The sequence below is a fragment of the Paludifilum halophilum genome (assembly GCF_002245355.1).
Taxonomy (GTDB): domain Bacteria; phylum Bacillota; class Bacilli; order Thermoactinomycetales; family DSM-45169; genus Paludifilum; species Paludifilum halophilum.
The window spans coordinates 221,356-237,519 of record NZ_NOWF01000005.1; the positions used below are offsets into that span (position 1 = coordinate 221,356).

Genomic DNA, 16,164 nt, shown 5'->3' on the forward strand with positions numbered 1-16,164 from the left:
TGAGGGGGAAATGATGATCTCTACCCGCCTGTTGATGCCCGTTTTTTTTATCTTCGTCAGCATCGGATTTTTGATCGCAACGTTCAATCTGCCGAAAGCGAAGATGGGAGACCCGAATGCTCCCATCTACTTTCCGGCTGTCATCAGCATCTTTCTGTTGATCGTTAGCGTCATCTATCTGATCCGGGAATGGAGGGCAAAGCGGAAAGAGGATGAGCCATTGAAACGGTTGAAGGCCGGAAGAACACCGGTATTGATCGTTTCCACCCTCGTATTGGGGTTGATCTATGCTCTCGTCTTCTTTCACTTGGGTTTTTTGGTCTCGACGATCCTGTTTTTGGGGGCGCTCTTGTTTCTCGTCAACGGAAAAAGTCGTTGGCTGGTCAATATCGTCGTGGCGCTCCTTTTTTCGTTGGCTTCATGGTATGCCTTCAGCCACTTGTTGAATATCAGTTTGCCTTAAAGGGGGGGTGAACATCTTGGGAGTGGACATTCAAAGCCTGGTTGACGGATTGATGACAGCACTCCAACCGACGAACCTCCTATGGCTCGCATTCGGCGGGTTTCTCGGTACAGTCGTGGGCATGCTGCCGGGTCTCGGGCCCGCTACGGCGGTTGCCGTCCTGATCCCGATCACCTTCGGAATGGATCCCACGACGGCGTTAATCATGATGGTCGCGATTTATTCCGGGGCCATGTACGGGGGTTCGAGAAGTTCGATTTTATTGAATACACCCGGTGACGGGTCGGCGATTGCGGCTACCTTTGACGGCTATCCGATGGCCAAGAAAGGACAGGCCGGCCAGGCGCTGGCCATGTCGGCTATCGCTTCCTTGATCGGCGGGCTGATCGCGGTTGTCGGGTTTGTCTTATTAGCCGCTCCTCTGGCGGATTTTGCTTTAAAATTCGGTCCGGCGGAGTATTTCCTGTTAATGCTGTTCACTCTGTCGGCCATCGTATCCCTGTCGATGGGGAATATGACCAAGGGCTTCATTTCGATGTCCGTCGGCTTATTGTTGAGCACCGTCGGCATCGACCTTCAGAGCGGGGTTTACCGTTTTACATTCGGTCTGCCCCAATTGAGTGAAGGGATCGACTTCCTTGTCGTGATTATCGGGATCTATGCGGTGGGAGAAGTGCTCTACAATTATTTATCCATCGACAAACCCCTCGGCAAGAAAAAAAGAGTCGGGGAAAAATGGATTACAAAAGAGCAGTGGAAACGGTCCAAATGGCCGATGATACGAAGCGGCCCGTTAGGGTTCCTCATCGGCGTGTTACCCGGAGCCGGCGGTTCGATCGCTTCCATGCTCAGTTATACCACGGAGAGGCAATTGTCCAAGCGATCGGATCAGTTCGGCAAGGGGGCGATCGAAGGTGTCGCCGCTCCCGAATCGGCCAATAACGCCGCTTCCGTCGGGGCCATGATTCCGCTGTTGACGATGGGGATTCCGGGTTCCGGGACGACTGCTGTCATGCTCGGTGCGGTGATCATGTTGGGTGTCAAACCGGGCCCGCTTCTATTCGAAAATGATCCGAATATGGTCTGGAGCCTGGTCAATAGCATGTTTATCGGAAATATCCTGCTCGTCATGATCAATATTTTATTGGTCGGATTGTTTGTCAAAATATTGGATACTCCGCCGAAGGTTCTTTATCCTCTCATTTTGGTTTTAGCCTTTATCGGGACCTTTACCTTGAATTACAGTATCGTCGATTTCTATCTTTTGATGATCTTCGGGGTTATCGGCTTGTTTATGAAAATGTTGAAGTTTCCGATCGCTCCGTTGATTCTGGCTTTAATCGTCGGAGGGGATATGGAACAAAACTTCAGAAAAAGCCTTGTCGCTTCTGATGGAGGCCTCGATATCTTTTTCGCTTCACCGATCTGTATCGCGTTAATCGGTTTGACGATTTTGTCGGTTTGCTACCCGTTAATCGTCAATGGGATTAAAAGGAAAAAGATGAGAACACAGCATAAAGAATGGGACATGTAACCGGAGGGAAGAACCGATATGTCGCAACGGCAAACCATCGATCCACTGTTGACGGAGATTGCCGAATACGCCGTCAACCGGAAAATAACGAGTCAAGAGGCGATCCGAACCGCCCGTTATGTCTTAATGGATGCACTGGGCTGTGGAATCCTGGCTCTTCGTTACCCGGAATGCACCAAACACCTCGGCCCGATCGTCCCGGGGACCATTGTTCCCTACGGCGTCCGGGTTCCCGGGACGCCCTTCGAACTGGATCCCGTTCACGGTGCTTTTAACATCGGCTGTATGATACGCTGGCTCGACTATAACGACACGTGGCTGGCGGCGGAATGGGGGCATCCTTCCGATAACCTCGGCGGTATTTTGGCCGTGGCGGATTATTTGAGCCGCAAGCGAATGGCGGAAGGAGAAGAGGCGCTCAAAATGGAAGAGGTGCTGGAAGCGATCGTGAAAGCCCACGAAATCCAAGGGGTTTTGTCGCTGGAAAACAGTTTGAACCGACAGGGCCTTGACCATGTATTGTTTGTTAAGGTCGCTTCCACTGCTGTGGTCACCGCGATGCTGGGAGGAACGAAAGAAGAAGTCGTTCATGCCCTCTCCCATGCATGGATCGACAGTGCCAGCCTGCGCACCTACCGTCACGCCCCGAATGCCGGGTCGAGGAAATCCTGGGCGGCGGCTGACGCGACGAGTCGTGCTGTCCGTTTCGCCATGATGGCCCTCAAAGGAGAAATGGGGTATAAGACGGCTTTATCCGCACCGCAATGGGGATTCCAGGATGTCCTTTTCAGGGGAAAAGAACTGAAGCTGGCGCGGGAGCTGGGTTCCTACGTGATTGAAAACGTGTTGTTCAAGGTCGCTTATCCGGCGGAATTTCATGCGCAAACCGCCGCCGAATGCGGAATGGAACTTCACAGGGAAGTGGTGGATCGATTGGAAGAGATCGATCGAGTGACGATTACCACCCATGAGTCGGCCATCCGTATTATTGACAAGACGGGTCCCCTTCACAATCCGGCCGACCGTGACCACTGTCTGCAATATATTACAGCCGTCAGCTTGATTGACGGTACGTTGACTGCCGATCACTACGAAGACGAGAAGGCTCGGGATCCGCGCATCGATCGCCTCAGAGAAAAGATGGAAGTGATCGAAGACCCGCAATACAGCCGGGATTATCTCGATCCGGAGAAACGTTCTATCGCCAATGCCCTGCAAGTCTTTTTCAAAGACGGGACCCGGACGGAAAAAATCGAGCGGCAGTATCCGATCGGTCATCGTCGCCGGAGAGAGGAAGGCCTTCCGCTGTTGCTGAAAAAATTTGAAAACCATGTAAGGACGCGATTTCCCGCCAAGCAGGTCGATCAAATTTTGAATCTGTGCCAGGATGAAGCGAGGTTGAAAGCGACGAGTGTCAACCGATTCATGGAACAGTTTGTCATCTGAAACGGGAAAGGAGGCTGCCCCATGTCCTGGCTCGTCCATGAACAAACGAGTCAACCACGACTCGCCGAAGCATTGAAAACAGGGATCAAAGAAAGAAAAATTTTAAAAATACCCGGTACTCACGACGGTATGGCCGCATTGGTCGCCAAACAAGTCGGGTTTGAAGCCTTATACCTGTCAGGCGCCGCCTATACGGCCAGCCGCGGCCTTCCGGACCTGGGTCTTATCCATTCCGAAGAGATGGCCGCCCGGGCCCGGGATCTCGTTCGGGCGGCCAATCTGCCGCTTCTCGTCGACATTGACACGGGATTCGGCGGGATCTTAAATGTGGCACGGACGGCGAAAGAGATGGTGGAAGCTCGTGTTGCCGCCGTACAGATCGAAGATCAGTCCATGCCGAAAAAATGCGGCCATCTGAATGGAAAAAAACTGATTTCTCCGGATGAGATGATCCAAAAAATCGAAACGATCAAAGAAATCGCACCTTCGCTCCTTGTGATCGCCCGAACGGATGCAAAAGCCGTCGAAGGGATGGATCGCGCCATCGAGCGCGCCAACCGTTATGCGGAAGCAGGGGCGGATGCCATTTTTCCCGAAGCGTTGACGACGGAAGAAGAGTTTACACAGATGGGTCGATCCGTCGATGCTCCACTCCTGGCCAACATGACGGAGTTTGGCAAAACCCCTTATTTTAAAGCCAACGATTTTGAGGCCTTCGGTTTCAGTATGGTGATTTATCCGGTGACGTCCCTCCGCGCCGCCGCCAAAGCGTATGAACGGGTTTTCTCGGACATTCGCGATCAGGGGACGCAAAAGGACAGGCTCAACGACATGCAAACCCGGAAAGACCTGTATGAGGCCATTCAATATGATGCCTATGAAAACTTGGATCAAAAAATCGCTAAAACGGTCTTTCCTGAGATTGGGAAAGAAGAGTGATTCCCGAGAGAGAGCCAAACCTTATGACTGAAATGGATTCTTCAGTCACATGATGGAGTGCAATTGACAGAAAGCCTCATTCCTTAGTTTTCTTGAGATCCTTTGATCATCAAATATTTGATGATCAATTATTTTTATCGATTGACTTAGAATCATCCCATAGAATACAGGCGAAAAGGATGTTCTTTCATGACCCGGGAAATAGCAAATAGAAGCGATTTGAAAATGGCACCCGTCGTGGCGGTTTTATTGATCGGGGCATTCGTGGCTATTTTGAATCAGACCTTATTAACTACAGCCATTCCCCCGATTATGGATGATTTAAATATCACCGCAAATACCGCGCAATGGTTGACCACTGTATTTATGCTTGTAAACGGTATTATGATTCCCATTTTATGTTTACCTGATTGACAGTCGATACCACCTTTACCTATATCCTGGTTGTCTACATGATCCGAATGCTCGGTATTTCCATGGTGATGATGCCGGTCACTACAGCGGGGCTGAACCAGTTATCCACCCAGTTGATCCCTCACAGAACCGCCATGGGAAGCACGATGCGACAAATCGCAGGATCCATCGGCACCGCGATGCTTGTGACGGTCATGACCCATGGTGCTGCGGCGGCACCTTCGCCGACATCGACGGAAGCCGGGATCCACGGGGTGAATATGGCTTTTATGGTCGCCGCGGTTCTAGCCTTCTGCGGGGCCATCCTCTCCTTCTTTATGAAAAAGAAACCGACTCAACTCCATCCAGGGACTCTTCTCCTTCGGAGGGTTCGAGAGAGAAGGCCTCTTCACACAATCACCAGGAAGTGAATCAACAAAAGGATGAGCCAAGGAATGAGTAAGATGAATCAAATGCGGAAGACGAGGAGGAAGAGGGAATACTCGATAAATTATTCCGGTGAAAGATGAAATCGATAAAAACGCCGCCCTGCTAGAGACAGAGTCGGCGTTTTGCTGTTTCATCGTTCTTATGGGTTTGTGCCACTGGCCATCCTCGAAATCGTATACTGGCTACGATATTTTCGCAACGTGTTCTTTTTCTTTTTTGGGGGGAGGAAGGAGAAGGGACAAGAGGAATGCAATCGATGCAAGAATGGTACTTCCCATAAATGCCCACTGGAAACCGGTGATCTGCGCCAGTTTTGGGATCGCTTCCGGTGAAGCGGAAGCATCCGGATGATAGTTTTGCGCTCCCATAGCCACCAGTGTTACCAATATGGCGGTTCCGATGGAAGCGGAAATCTGTTGCAGGGTGTTGGCCATTGCCGATCCGTGTGAATACCACTTGGGAGGCAGTTGGTTCAGGGCTGATGTCATCACAGGCATCAGAGAAAAGGATAGACCGAACATACGCACTGCATAAATAAGAGTTAAATAGGTAAACGAGGTTTGGAGGGACAAGTTGGTAAATAAAAACGTCGTGATAGTTACAATGGCAAGGCCGATCAAAGCCAGCCATTTCGCACCGTACCGATCAAACAGCCGCCCGGTGATCGGGGACATGGCACCGATGACGATGGCACCTGGAAGAAGCATGAGTCCGGATTCCAACGGAGTATAACCTAAAACATTTTGCATAAACAGCGGCAGAAGTGTTTCAGCACCGATCAAGGAAATCAGGACAGCCATGGTAATGGAAATGGCCAACGTAAAGATCGGAAACTGAAACACGCGAAAATCCAGCATAGGGGTTTCCAGTTGTAATTGCCTCCAGATGAAGAAGCCGATAACGATGGTTCCTATAATGATTGAGCCGAGGACGATCCGACTGCCCCACCCAATCTCCGATGCAATGCTGAATCCATACAAGAAAGCTCCGAACCCAACAGAGGATAGGAGAATCGATAAGAGATCAATTTTGGGTTTGCGGAGTTCCGTTACATTTTTTAAAAAGCGGGCTGCAACGATGATCGTGATCGCCACAATCGGAATCACCGTGAGGAAGAGAGCGCGCCATGAAAAGTGTGCGAGGAGCCAGCCGGACAGAGTCGGACCGATCGCCGGGCCAAAAGCGATCACAATCCCGATCATTCCCATGGCTGTTCCTCGTTTTTCTACAGAAATAATAGCCAATAAAACCGTCATTAACAGGGGGAGCATGATTCCGGAACCGGTTGCCTGTACAATACGACCCACTAGGAGCACCGCAAAGACAGGAGCAATCGCCGATATGACTGTTCCAGCGCCGAATAATCCGATGGCTGTGAGAAATAGCCCCCGGGTTGTAAATCGCTCAATCAAAAATGCTGAAATCGGAATCATAATCCCATTCGTCATCAAAAAGGCTGTGGTCAGCCATTGTACTTCGCTTTGAGAGATGAAAAAAGCATGTTGGATGGATGGAAGGGCCGTAGCTAAAAGCGTTTCATTGATAATTCCCATGAACGCGCCCGTCAACAAGGCTGCAATCATTGCCGCTTTTTCCTTGGGCGGTAAATCCCAGGAGGTATTTGTTTGGCTCATGATCAGTCTCCTTTGCAAAGTTCCTTGACCCTGTTGGTTGGGAGGTGTGATGTTTTTTCCGAAATCTTTTTCAAAAAGAAGTAACCCGCCGGAAAGCATGCGGGTTACTTCTTATCGTTTCCATGGCCGCTTATTTCCTGCAGCCGCCCGATAGAGGTTGGAAACGATCTTTCCGCTGATAAATTTATACTTTAAGATATCATAGTTATGTTGTTCCGTCTAGGGATGATATAACCATTAGAGGAGGATCGGAGCCCGAATCGCTTTATCCGGCGGCGGAGTTGGACGAAGGCTTTTTCGCTTCCTTTTTCGATAATTTCAGTGCCGTGTATACGAGCATTTTGATGCCGTTTTCCAGAGCGGCTTCATCGATGGTAAAGCGGGGGTGGTGATGGGGATAGGTGATCCCTTTTTCTTCATTGCGGGCACCGGTGAAGAAGAAGGTCCCCGGTGATCGCTTCTGGTAAGCGGAAAAATCCTCTCCTCCCATGTTGGGTTTCAGTCGGACCGGGGACTCTTTTCCCAGCACTTCCCGGGCAGTTTCTTCCACGATCCGGGCCACCTTTTCATCGTTGACCACCGGATCGTAACCGTAATGATATTTCCAGCGATATTCGGCGTTATGGGCTTCCGTGATCCCTCGGATGATCCGTTCCATCAAGGAGGGGATCTGTTTCCGTCGTTCGTTGTCCAGGGTACGGACGGTTCCCTCGATTTGGACCGATCCTGGTATGATATTGTGTGTATTTCCGCCGAGAAATTTGGTGACGGAGATAACGGCGGAAGAAAGAGGATCGGTGTTACGGGAGACGATGTGTTGGAGGTTGGTGACCACTTGGGAACCGACAGCGATACTGTCTACGGTTTCGTGGGGCAGACCGGCGTGTCCGCCTTTACCCAGGATCGTGATTTCATAGGTATCAATTCCGGCCATCGTCGGTCCGTAGGTGATGCCGGTTTTTCCGGTGTCCAGGGGGGACCAAAGATGGGTCCCGATCACATGGTCCACGTTGTCCATTATGCCGGCGTCCACCAGTTCCGCCGCTCCTCCCGGAGGTAATTCCTCCGCGTGTTGAAAGATAAACCGGATCTCCCCACAGAGTTCATCCTTGCGACTCGCCAACAGCTTCGCTACAGCCAACAACATCGACGTATGTCCATCATGGCCGCAAGCGTGCATAACCCCCGAGTTTTGAGAAGCAAAGTCGAAGGTGTTTTCTTCCTGAATCGGGAGGGCGTCCATATCCGCTCGAAGGGCGATGACCCGTCCCGGATGGTTTCCCCGGAGTCGGGCGACTACACTGGTCCGCGTCGGACGGGAAAGCCCCAATCCGCCGAAGGTACTCAGTGTGTCGTAGACAAATTGGGCGGTTTGTACCTCTTGAAAAGAGAGTTCCGGGTGTTGGTGCAGGTGCCTGCGCCAGGAGATCACCTGGTCCTGCAGATCCGCGATTTCTTGGTTTAGCAGGGTTTCGTTCATCGGATGCCACTCCTTCCCATGGAAGTCGAAAAAGGGTGAAGCCCCTTTGAATGGTTTTTGGCCACCATCAAAGCTTGTTTTTGCGTCCATCATATACCATTTCGACTAAAACGGTCCCGATCCCTTTGCCGGACGGAAAGAGGTTTGTAGAAGCGCTGTGATGTTTCCACAATAAAAAGGATATTTATAGATGTACCAATATTAAGTTTTCAAAAATGTAAGGGAATCCGTACAATGGGGAATTTGGCCCCTTCATGGGCCCGCCGGGAATGTTGAGTCTTGGTGTTCCACTCCATCGGGATTCCGTACTGACGGGATAGGGCTTTAACGTGAGCTTTCACCTGTTCCATGTATTTTAGGGGTTTCGGGGGCATTTCACCCCCTCCGGTTTTAATTCAAATGCTTTCCATTCCACTTCGATTGCTCAACCAACTGGTCGAGAGGGGCTTTCCCGATCATGCAAAAGGGTCACAGATAGTCCGAATAAACGATGATTTTTTGCGTCGTCATCCCTGTTCATCCCTCTCTTGATTCATGGTGGAGGCCGGAATGATACAATCGTCCGGCCCGCAGACGGAATCTTGGGAAAGGGCGGCTTCCGCTTTCTTTTCCCGGTTCAATTGTTCCCGTTGCCATTCGAAATCGATCGTCGGGTTAAACCTTTCTGGATAGCGGAGATACCAGCGCTGCTTTCGGATCACAAAATTATCCGGGTCGAGCCGGAGCGCTTCATCCAGCTCCTGCAACGCCTTTTCTGTTTTCTGCTCGTCGACATACTTTTGTGCCAGCTTCATCTTGGTGTCTGCCAACAGTTGTTTTAAGAGAGCAGATTCATCCGGTGTTTCGGAAGCTCTCTCGTCGAGGATTCGGCTCCTCTTGTCCCCCAGGGCCAATGCCCGAACCGCTTCGGTGTGATCGGGATGATCGACACGAAACCGTTCTTCCGCCATCCGAATGATTCCGTCTTCGTCGATAAAGATGCCGTTGGGTACCATTTTAAAGCCGAACCATCCGGCGATGACATTTTCGGAGTCGATGAGGGTGGTAAAGGAATGATTTTGAGCGAAGGGACGAACAGCTTCCGCCCCCTTGACATCGACAGCAATGGAAATAATTTCGAAATGATCCGTTCCGACTTGTTCCCAAAATTTCTGCCAACCTGGCAGTTGTTCCCGGCATTGTCACCAGGAAGCCCACATAAAAAGGAATACTTTCTTTCCCTTGTATCTTTCCCCAGTTATGCGGTTTCCTTGCAAGTCCGGAAGGTCAAAAGACATCATGGGTTGCCCGACTTTGGACATAAACATCCTCCTTTTCAACGTGCTATGATGAACGTACCCCAAACGGTTTCTTTTCACACGTTCAACCGGGACGACGGGTGTGGAGGCTCCATACACCTGTTTCATCCGGCATTGCACTTCCATGGAGGGCTGAAGCGATGAATCATGATCGGATCGGAAAGCACATCCTGTTAATCGGGTTGATGGGTACCGGGAAGACAACGGTGGGGCGTATTCTCGCCGAAGAGTTAAAACGGCCGCTCACAGATACAGATGAAGCCGTGGAGCGAATGGCGAAGCAATCCATTCCAACATTGTTTCGTGAGGAGGGGGAAGCCGGGTTTCGGAATCGAGAAACTCGCGTCCTGAGGGACGTATTGCAATATTCGCCCCGAATCGTAACGACCGGAGGCGGAATCGTCTTGCGTGAAGAAAATCGGCGACTTATGGCTCAAGCGGGTTGGGTTGCGGCTTTAGAGGCTTCGGCAGAAGAACTGTATCAACGGCTTCAAGGGGATCAGTCCCGGCCTCTGCTTCAAGGCGACCTTCGCCGCCGGATTGTTCATCTCAAGCGTGAACGGGAATCCCTGTATGATTTCGCTGACGTGAAGCTGGATACGACTGGAGAATCGCCTCAGGAAACAGCATCCCGCATCATCCTGCAATGGCGTCGTCTTTCCAGGGGATAAGGGGGTTTAAAGCATTTCCGGCTGGTTATCCTAGAGACAGGGAGGTGGTCCCGATGTCTTCTCAGGATTACATTAAATATTTGGTACAACAGATGGTCAAGTATATGGATATGCCCAAGGAGAAGAGAAAGGAAGTGCGGGAATTGCGAAAGGAACAACGCCCGCGCTGGTCTCACCGCTGGTTCGGAATGGTTCCCTTCGGTATGAAGATGTTCGCTAAACGTCAGAAAAACCGTTTCTTAAGGAGCCAGCCGTAGCCATGGAAAAACACCATGGAGAGTCGTTTGAATTGGTTAACCTGAAGAATCGGTCTGATGTCATGGAGAGAATCACCCAAACGGAACAAGAGCTGAACCGCCTGCTGAAGGGGCGGGTCGCTCTCATCGCATATGTGCAGGAAGACGAAGACAACTGAGGGTCAGGACTGTTGATGATCCGTAGCCTTTGGAATCGAACACAGGAGGGTTCACATTGTCAAAACAGCGTATTGCCGTCGAAGAAGGTTTACAACCCGTGCGCCATTATTTGGAGGGCCAAGGGTATGAAGTGGTCGATTTGGCAGCTGATCAGCTGCAAAACTGCGGCTGCTGTGTCATTTCCGGGGGGGACAAGGACGTCATGGGGATGGCGGATATCGCTGCGGACATTTCAGTGATTAACGCGGACGGGATGAGTCCGGAAGAAGTGCACCGAGCTGTGCGGCAACGTGTTAACATTCAGTGAAGAGAGTGTTAAATTTTACGGTTAAGGAGCCTGGCTTCGAAAAGGCTCCTTTTTTACGCCATCAAAATGTTATATAATAGACCACATACGTGCAGAAGTACCTTTATGCGATTAAGGGGCGATATAGATGTATCATCGCACTCAAACCCGTCCGGTGAGGGTAGGAAATATCCAAATCGGCGGTAATGACCAAGTCGTCATCCAGAGTATGACCACGACGAAGACCCATGATATAAAAGCGACAGTGGAAGAGATCAACCGGTTGGAGGAAGCGGGTTGCCAGATCGTCCGTGTCGCCTGTCCCGACATGCGGGCGGCGGAAGCGATCCCGCACATTAAAAAGGAAATCAATGTGCCGCTGGTTGCCGACATTCACTTCGATCACCGGTTGGCTTTAAAGGCTATCGAAGGCGGTATCGACAAGATTCGGATCAATCCCGGAAACATCGGCAAAAGGGAAAAGGTGGAGGAAGTCGTTAAAGCGGCCAAGGAACGGGGCATTCCCATGCGAATCGGTGTGAACGCCGGATCCCTGGAAAAACGGATTTTGGAAAAGTACGGTTACCCCACCGCTGAAGGCATGGTGGAAAGCGCCCTGTACCACATCGGAATTCTGGAAGATCTGGACTTTCACGATATCATTGTCTCACTGAAGGCCTCTGACGTGTCCTTGGCGATTGAAGCCTACACCAAAGCGGCGGAAGTGATCCCGTATCCCCTCCATTTGGGGATTACCGAGTCCGGGACCCTGTTTTCCGGTACGGTGAAAAGCTCCGCAGGAATGGGTGCCATCCTGTCCCGGGGGATCGGCTCCACGATGCGCATCTCCTTGAGCGCCGACCCGGTGGAAGAGGTCAAAGTGGGTCGGGAACTGCTGAAGAGTTTCGGGTTGGCGGCCAATGCGGCAACCCTGGTATCCTGTCCTACTTGCGGACGAATTGAAATCGATCTGATCAGCATCGCCAATGAGGTGGAGGAGTACATCTCCAACATCAATGCGCCGATTAAGGTATCCGTACTCGGATGCGCCGTTAACGGCCCCGGCGAAGCCAAGGAAGCCGATATCGGAATCGCTGGCGGCCGGGGAGAAGGTTTGTTGTTCCGCCACGGAAAAACCATCCGCAAGGTTCCGGAAGATAAGATGGTGGAGGAACTGAAAAAAGAGATCGATAAATTGGCTGAGGAATATAAACGGAAAGAAGAACTGGAAAAGCAAGAGGCATGATTTTCCACAATATCTTTTACGGAGGGCGATCGAATCGATTCGGTCGTCCTCTTTGTTGTTGAAACACGGGTTTTTGTTTGGAACATGGATAGACGGGACTGCGGACTTGCATACTATGGTTGATCGAACGGAAAAAGGAGGGTTTAGATTGTCTCGAGTAGCTTTGATTTTGGTTATTGTCGGCGCATTGAACTGGTTGTTGATCGGGCTGTTTCAGTGGGATCTGGTAGCATCCCTGTTCGGCGGGGAGACGATCCGCGAATCTTCCGGACTGAGTCGACTCATCTATGCCTTGGTCGGCTTGGCGGGTCTCTACTCCATCAGGTTCTTGTTTGAAAACCGAACCCCTGCTGAAAATGCTGAGTGATTCGTTCATGACACCGGGACTTCCCGGTGTTTTTGTTTACCGCCGTGTGGTAAACTCAACCCAGCACTTCATTCTGAATATAAAAAAAAGAACGTTGATAAAAAGGGGGAGAGGGGATGTTTCCTGCTATCGGTGTTACGGTTTCCACCCGGGAAGAAAGCGTGATGGCTCTCAATCGGGACCATACCGACGCAGTTTTTCGCGCCGGGGGTATACCGTTGATGCTGCCGTATACTCTGGTGCCGGAACAACTGCAAGCGACTGCGGACCGGATCGACGGTTTATTGTTGACTGGAGGGGATGATATCGATCCCGGCCTGTTCGGTGAAGAGCCCATTCCGGGGTTGGGACCGGTGGAGCCGGAGCGGGATCGGATGGAGATCGCTCTATCCCGGAAAATGATGGAGGCAGGAAAACCGATCCTGGCTGTTTGCCGGGGATGTCAGATTCTCAATATCGCGGCGGGAGGCGATATGTACCAGGATTTGAACGCCCAACGGGAAAAAGGGTTGCAACATGCCCAAAAAGCCCCCCGTTCCCATCCTTCCCATTCCGTGCACGTCAAGGAGGATACACGTCTTCATGCCATGGTGGGCGGATCCGAATACCGGGTGAACAGTTTTCATCATCAGGCAGTGAGGCGCCTGGCTGACGGGTTCATGGTTTCCGCTACCGCTTCCGACGGGGTGATCGAAGCCTTCGAGAGCTTGCATCATCCCTTTGTGATGGGGGTTCAGTGGCACCCGGAGAATATGCCCTCCGATTCCGTCGCCCGTCAGTTGTTCACCTCATTGGTAGCCGCCTGCCGACAGTAAAAAGCACTGCGGGGATACCTCCGCAGTGCTTTGAACGGAACCCGGCCTTTTCATTTTGGTTCCCCCCGGACATATTTGGCGCTGAAAAGAAACAGGCGCATCAGAAGGAACAGGGAAGGAATCAGGAGCAGTAACCCGGCGATAAAAGAGATGACCAGCGCCCACCCCATCGTGGAATGGGTCAGGGCGGACTGTACCGTTACATAGGGATACAAAAGATAAGGCATGTGGGAGATTCCGTATCCATAAAAGGCGAAAGCGAACTGAAGCATGACCAGAACGAAGGACCAACCTAATGCCCGCCGCCGCCAAATCAGGATAATCGCTCCCAGGAAGCAGACTAGGGAAAGCAAAAACATCCAGGCCAGGCCGAACATATTTTCAAAATGCTGCATGTTATGCTGGGACAGAGCGGCAAAGACGAACAGACTGGATAAGATCGTCGGCCCGCTCCAGGAAAGCGCGTATGTGCGCAGAACTTCCATGGCTTTCTTGTCCCCCGCCTTGAAGGCGTAATAGGTTAGAAAGCTGGCGCTGATAAACAACACACTGACGATGGCTAATAGCACCACTGCCCAGGAATAGGGGCTGGTCAACAGCTCCCAGGGGAGGAAATGAACTTCCTCCCCTCTTTTTTCGATGAACCCGCCCTCGGAAATCGTAAGGACGGTAGACAGGGAAGCCGGAATGAACAGCCCGGTCATTCCGTAGAGAAACAGGTACGTCCGGCTTTTTCGGGCACCGTAATTGGCAAAGGCGTAAAAGGAACCCCGGATAGACAAAAGCAAAAGGGCAATTCCACCGGGAAGGAGAAGAGCCGTTCCGTAATAGTAGGCGGTATCCGGGAAGAAACCGACGATCCCGACGAAAAAGAAAACAAGGAAGACATTGGTCACTTCCCAGACAGGGGACAAGTATCGGTTGATCACCCCGTTGATAATGTGTTCCTGCCGGGTCAACAAGCTGTAATAAGAGAAAAAACCGGCTCCAAAGTCAATGGAGGCGACAATGAGATAACCGTAGAGAAAGGTCCACAGGATCGTGATTCCGATTAATTCCAGTTGCAAGGAACTCCGCCTCCTTCAGAGGATGATGCCGCGTTCTTCCAGTTCCTGTTCGGGACTGTTATTGCGGAAAAGGCGGATCAACACAGACGTGGCGATCACAGCCAAGGCGATATACAGGAGCGAAAAGAGAAACAGCAATACTCCCACATGATCTGCGGTGGTGGCGGCATGTTCCACTTTCATGATTCCCCGGATAATCCAGGGTTGCCGACCCACCTCCGCATAAATCCATCCCATCTCAATGGCTGCAAAGGAAAGGGGGGCACCGATGAGGATTCCCCGCAATATCCAAGGATTCCAGGCGGCTTTTTTCTTTCGCCATAACAGGATCAAAAAGAGAGCCGAGATGAGGATCAAGTAAGTGCCGATCGCCACCATCCCGTCAAAGAGGTAGTGGATGTACAGGGGTGGCCGCTCGTCCTCGGGAAATTCGTTTAATCCGGTGATTTCGGCATTGGGGTGGCCCTTACCCAAAATACTTAAAGCGAAGGGGATCTTGATCGCCCCTTGCACTTCCTGGTTCTCATCTAGATACCCTCCAAGAATGAGCGGGGCCTCCTTCTGCGTTTCAAAATGCCATTCCGCGGCAGCCAATTTTTCCGGTACATGTTCGGCCAAGAACTTTCCGGAAAGGTCGCCGGCTACAGCTGTCAGCAAGGCCATGACCAATCCGGAGACCATGGTCAGTTTGATCGCTTTTTTGAAATAAACGTTCCGCTTTCCCTTCAAAAGGTGATAAGCCGCGATTGCCGCCAATAAGAAGGCGCAAGTGACATAGGCCGAGGAAAGGACATGGGCGATCTTGGAAGGAGCCGCCGGGTTGAACATGGCTTCCAGCGGGCGGAGATTGGTCAGTTCGCCCTCTTTCGTCATCTCAAATCCGGCCGGTGTGTTCATAAAGGCATTGACGGTCGTGATAAACACGGCGGACAAGGAGGAACCGATGATGATCGGAATCGACGTGAGCCAGTGGTACACCGGCTTTTTAAAACGGTCCCACGTATAGAGATAGATCCCTAAAAAAATGGCCTCGAAGAAGAAAGCGAAGGTCTCCAAAAACAGAGGTAGGCTGATCAAATGGCCGACTAGTTGCATGAACTGGGGCCATAACAGGCTGAGCATCAACCCGATGGAAGTTCCCGTCACCACACCGACAGCCACGGTAATGACGAAGCCCCGGGTCCAGCGGCGGGCCATCAGGATATAATGAGGGTCTTTTTTATAGATTCCCCAGCCTTCCGCGATGCAGATGAATATGGGAACACCTACACCGATGGTTGCCCAGATGATATGGAAGGCCAGTGTTTCCGCAGTTAATATTCGACTGAGTGTCGCCGGGTCCATAGGTTTCCCCTCCCGATGGGTTCTCTCTGTACAATTTCATCATACCTTCTTTTAGTTTGTGATAAAGTACACAAAGTGAGGATTCATCAAATCATCAAGATCCATTCAAAAAATGCTCATCAACTTGTCACGATTTGTGCAAAACTTCACATGTAAATCCGAAAAAAGTTCTATGGTCAAATAAAGGGGATTGTATTACCCTGAATGCAAGGAAAACGGAAGCCGAGCCCGGTGTCCGGGAGAGTCCGAGGAATATCCGCACGGGTTGATCTGGAAACGGTTGAACCATACCGGATGGGTGTATCCCCCTCTCTT

Annotated in this window: 19 protein-coding genes and 1 pseudogene; 14 read left to right on the forward strand and 6 right to left on the reverse strand. The window is 51.2% G+C overall.

Features of this window, described 5'->3' with window-relative positions; all coding sequences use genetic code 11:
* The first annotated feature begins 13 nt into the window (after window positions 1–13).
* The 6 genes and pseudogenes from CHM34_RS09920 to CHM34_RS09945 all read left to right on the forward strand — a co-directional run bounded on the left by CHM34_RS09920 (window position 14) and on the right by CHM34_RS09945 (window position 5,206).
* The gene (locus CHM34_RS09920; protein WP_094264444.1) at window positions 14–463 is read left to right on the forward strand and encodes a tripartite tricarboxylate transporter TctB family protein; all 450 of its coding nucleotides are present in this window, start codon (window positions 14–16) and stop codon (window positions 461–463) included.
* A 52-nt stretch (window positions 464–515) separates the two neighbouring features.
* On the forward strand, window positions 516–1,997 hold the full coding sequence (locus CHM34_RS09925) for a tripartite tricarboxylate transporter permease (RefSeq protein ID WP_094264535.1): 1,482 nt from the start codon (window positions 516–518) through the stop codon (window positions 1,995–1,997).
* Between the two features lie 18 nt (window positions 1,998–2,015).
* Window positions 2,016–3,443, forward strand: coding sequence for a bifunctional 2-methylcitrate dehydratase/aconitate hydratase (locus tag CHM34_RS09930; RefSeq protein ID WP_094264445.1), 1,428 nt, complete (start codon window positions 2,016–2,018; stop codon window positions 3,441–3,443).
* A gap of 21 nt (window positions 3,444–3,464) precedes the next feature.
* A complete protein-coding gene (gene prpB, locus CHM34_RS09935) occupies window positions 3,465–4,382 on the forward strand; it encodes a methylisocitrate lyase (protein ID WP_094264446.1) in 918 nt (305 codons plus the stop codon).
* A gap of 189 nt (window positions 4,383–4,571) precedes the next feature.
* Window positions 4,572–4,778, forward strand: a pseudogene (locus CHM34_RS09940) (MFS transporter); the annotation flags it as partial.
* Between the two features lie 14 nt (window positions 4,779–4,792).
* Window positions 4,793–5,206 carry an MFS transporter gene (locus CHM34_RS09945; protein WP_094264448.1) on the forward strand — a complete coding sequence of 138 codons (414 nt, stop codon included), beginning with the start codon at window positions 4,793–4,795 and terminating at the stop codon, window positions 5,204–5,206.
* Window positions 5,207–5,407: 201 nt separating this feature from the next.
* On the opposite strand, the gene CHM34_RS09950 is transcribed toward CHM34_RS09945, so the two are convergent.
* From CHM34_RS09950 to CHM34_RS19825, 4 genes are all read right to left on the reverse strand, one after another.
* Window positions 5,408–6,859 carry an MDR family MFS transporter gene (locus CHM34_RS09950; protein ID WP_094264536.1) on the reverse strand — a complete coding sequence of 484 codons (1,452 nt, stop codon included), beginning with the start codon at window positions 6,857–6,859 and terminating at the stop codon, window positions 5,408–5,410.
* A gap of 265 nt (window positions 6,860–7,124) precedes the next feature.
* Entirely contained in the window at window positions 7,125–8,339 is a 1,215-nt protein-coding gene (locus CHM34_RS09955) for a M20 family metallopeptidase (protein ID WP_094264449.1), read from the reverse strand.
* 209 nt (window positions 8,340–8,548) lie between these two features.
* Complete coding sequence (locus tag CHM34_RS19315) at window positions 8,549–8,713, reverse strand: hypothetical protein (protein WP_169713681.1); 165 nt, start codon at window positions 8,711–8,713, stop codon at window positions 8,549–8,551.
* A 132-nt stretch (window positions 8,714–8,845) separates the two neighbouring features.
* Window positions 8,846–9,334 carry a tetratricopeptide repeat protein gene (locus CHM34_RS19825; protein ID WP_141201679.1) on the reverse strand — a complete coding sequence of 163 codons (489 nt, stop codon included), beginning with the start codon at window positions 9,332–9,334 and terminating at the stop codon, window positions 8,846–8,848.
* 57 nt (window positions 9,335–9,391) lie between these two features.
* Here CHM34_RS19825 and CHM34_RS18970 point away from each other — a divergent pair, with 57 nt between their 5' ends.
* The 8 genes from CHM34_RS18970 (at window position 9,392) to CHM34_RS09990 (ending at window position 13,438) form a co-directional block, all read left to right on the forward strand.
* Window positions 9,392–9,781, forward strand: coding sequence for a hypothetical protein (locus CHM34_RS18970; protein ID WP_141201680.1), 390 nt, complete (start codon window positions 9,392–9,394; stop codon window positions 9,779–9,781).
* Window positions 9,778–10,308 (forward strand): shikimate kinase, encoded by a 531-nt coding sequence (locus CHM34_RS09965; RefSeq protein WP_094264450.1) that lies wholly within the window; start codon window positions 9,778–9,780, stop codon window positions 10,306–10,308. The genes CHM34_RS18970 and CHM34_RS09965 overlap by 4 nt, the downstream gene beginning before the upstream one ends.
* A gap of 53 nt (window positions 10,309–10,361) precedes the next feature.
* Window positions 10,362–10,565 carry a YqzE family protein gene (locus tag CHM34_RS09970; RefSeq protein ID WP_094264451.1) on the forward strand — a complete coding sequence of 68 codons (204 nt, stop codon included), beginning with the start codon at window positions 10,362–10,364 and terminating at the stop codon, window positions 10,563–10,565.
* A gap of 2 nt (window positions 10,566–10,567) precedes the next feature.
* Window positions 10,568–10,723 carry a hypothetical protein gene (locus CHM34_RS19325; protein ID WP_169713682.1) on the forward strand — a complete coding sequence of 52 codons (156 nt, stop codon included), beginning with the start codon at window positions 10,568–10,570 and terminating at the stop codon, window positions 10,721–10,723.
* Between the two features lie 56 nt (window positions 10,724–10,779).
* Entirely contained in the window at window positions 10,780–11,031 is a 252-nt protein-coding gene (locus tag CHM34_RS09975) for a YkuS family protein (RefSeq protein WP_094264452.1), read from the forward strand.
* A 127-nt stretch (window positions 11,032–11,158) separates the two neighbouring features.
* Window positions 11,159–12,256 (forward strand): flavodoxin-dependent (E)-4-hydroxy-3-methylbut-2-enyl-diphosphate synthase, encoded by a 1,098-nt coding sequence (gene ispG / locus CHM34_RS09980; RefSeq protein WP_094264453.1) that lies wholly within the window; start codon window positions 11,159–11,161, stop codon window positions 12,254–12,256.
* 148 nt (window positions 12,257–12,404) lie between these two features.
* On the forward strand, window positions 12,405–12,623 hold the full coding sequence (locus CHM34_RS09985; protein WP_206093787.1) for a DUF378 domain-containing protein: 219 nt from the start codon (window positions 12,405–12,407) through the stop codon (window positions 12,621–12,623).
* 116 nt (window positions 12,624–12,739) lie between these two features.
* Window positions 12,740–13,438: a gamma-glutamyl-gamma-aminobutyrate hydrolase family protein gene (locus CHM34_RS09990; protein ID WP_094264454.1), complete on the forward strand. Its 699-nt coding sequence runs from the start codon at window positions 12,740–12,742 to the stop codon at window positions 13,436–13,438.
* Between the two features lie 50 nt (window positions 13,439–13,488).
* Here CHM34_RS09990 and CHM34_RS09995 read toward each other — a convergent pair whose 3' ends face one another.
* Window positions 13,489–14,505 carry a cytochrome d ubiquinol oxidase subunit II gene (locus CHM34_RS09995; RefSeq protein WP_094264455.1) on the reverse strand — a complete coding sequence of 339 codons (1,017 nt, stop codon included), beginning with the start codon at window positions 14,503–14,505 and terminating at the stop codon, window positions 13,489–13,491.
* Between the two features lie 15 nt (window positions 14,506–14,520).
* Window positions 14,521–15,849 carry a cytochrome ubiquinol oxidase subunit I gene (locus tag CHM34_RS10000; RefSeq protein ID WP_094264456.1) on the reverse strand — a complete coding sequence of 443 codons (1,329 nt, stop codon included), beginning with the start codon at window positions 15,847–15,849 and terminating at the stop codon, window positions 14,521–14,523.
* Window positions 15,850–16,164 lie beyond the last annotated feature (315 nt).

Excerpts from the sequence above, each read along its gene's own strand:
- CHM34_RS09950 (WP_094264536.1), bottom strand. The coding sequence starts at position 6,859 with ATGAGCCAAACAAATACCTCCTGGGATTTACCGCCCAAGGAAAAAGCG.
- CHM34_RS18970 (WP_141201680.1), top strand. The coding sequence starts at position 9,392 with ATGATTTTGAGCGAAGGGACGAACAGCTTCCGCCCCCTTGACATCGAC.
- CHM34_RS09925 (WP_094264535.1), top strand. The coding sequence starts at position 516 with ATGACAGCACTCCAACCGACGAACCTCCTATGGCTCGCATTCGGCGGG.
- CHM34_RS09990 (WP_094264454.1), top strand. The coding sequence starts at position 12,740 with ATGTTTCCTGCTATCGGTGTTACGGTTTCCACCCGGGAAGAAAGCGTG.
- CHM34_RS09930 (WP_094264445.1), top strand. The coding sequence starts at position 2,016 with ATGTCGCAACGGCAAACCATCGATCCACTGTTGACGGAGATTGCCGAA.
- CHM34_RS19825 (WP_141201679.1), bottom strand. The coding sequence starts at position 9,334 with ATGGTACCCAACGGCATCTTTATCGACGAAGACGGAATCATTCGGATG.
- CHM34_RS10000 (WP_094264456.1), bottom strand. The coding sequence starts at position 15,849 with ATGGACCCGGCGACACTCAGTCGAATATTAACTGCGGAAACACTGGCC.
- CHM34_RS09920 (WP_094264444.1), top strand. The coding sequence starts at position 14 with ATGATCTCTACCCGCCTGTTGATGCCCGTTTTTTTTATCTTCGTCAGC.
- prpB (WP_094264446.1), top strand. The coding sequence starts at position 3,465 with ATGTCCTGGCTCGTCCATGAACAAACGAGTCAACCACGACTCGCCGAA.
- CHM34_RS09970 (WP_094264451.1), top strand. The coding sequence starts at position 10,362 with ATGTCTTCTCAGGATTACATTAAATATTTGGTACAACAGATGGTCAAG.
- CHM34_RS19325 (WP_169713682.1), top strand. The coding sequence starts at position 10,568 with ATGGAAAAACACCATGGAGAGTCGTTTGAATTGGTTAACCTGAAGAAT.
- CHM34_RS09955 (WP_094264449.1), bottom strand. The coding sequence starts at position 8,339 with ATGAACGAAACCCTGCTAAACCAAGAAATCGCGGATCTGCAGGACCAG.
- CHM34_RS19315 (WP_169713681.1), bottom strand. The coding sequence starts at position 8,713 with ATGCCCCCGAAACCCCTAAAATACATGGAACAGGTGAAAGCTCACGTT.
- CHM34_RS09965 (WP_094264450.1), top strand. The coding sequence starts at position 9,778 with ATGAATCATGATCGGATCGGAAAGCACATCCTGTTAATCGGGTTGATG.
- ispG (WP_094264453.1), top strand. The coding sequence starts at position 11,159 with ATGTATCATCGCACTCAAACCCGTCCGGTGAGGGTAGGAAATATCCAA.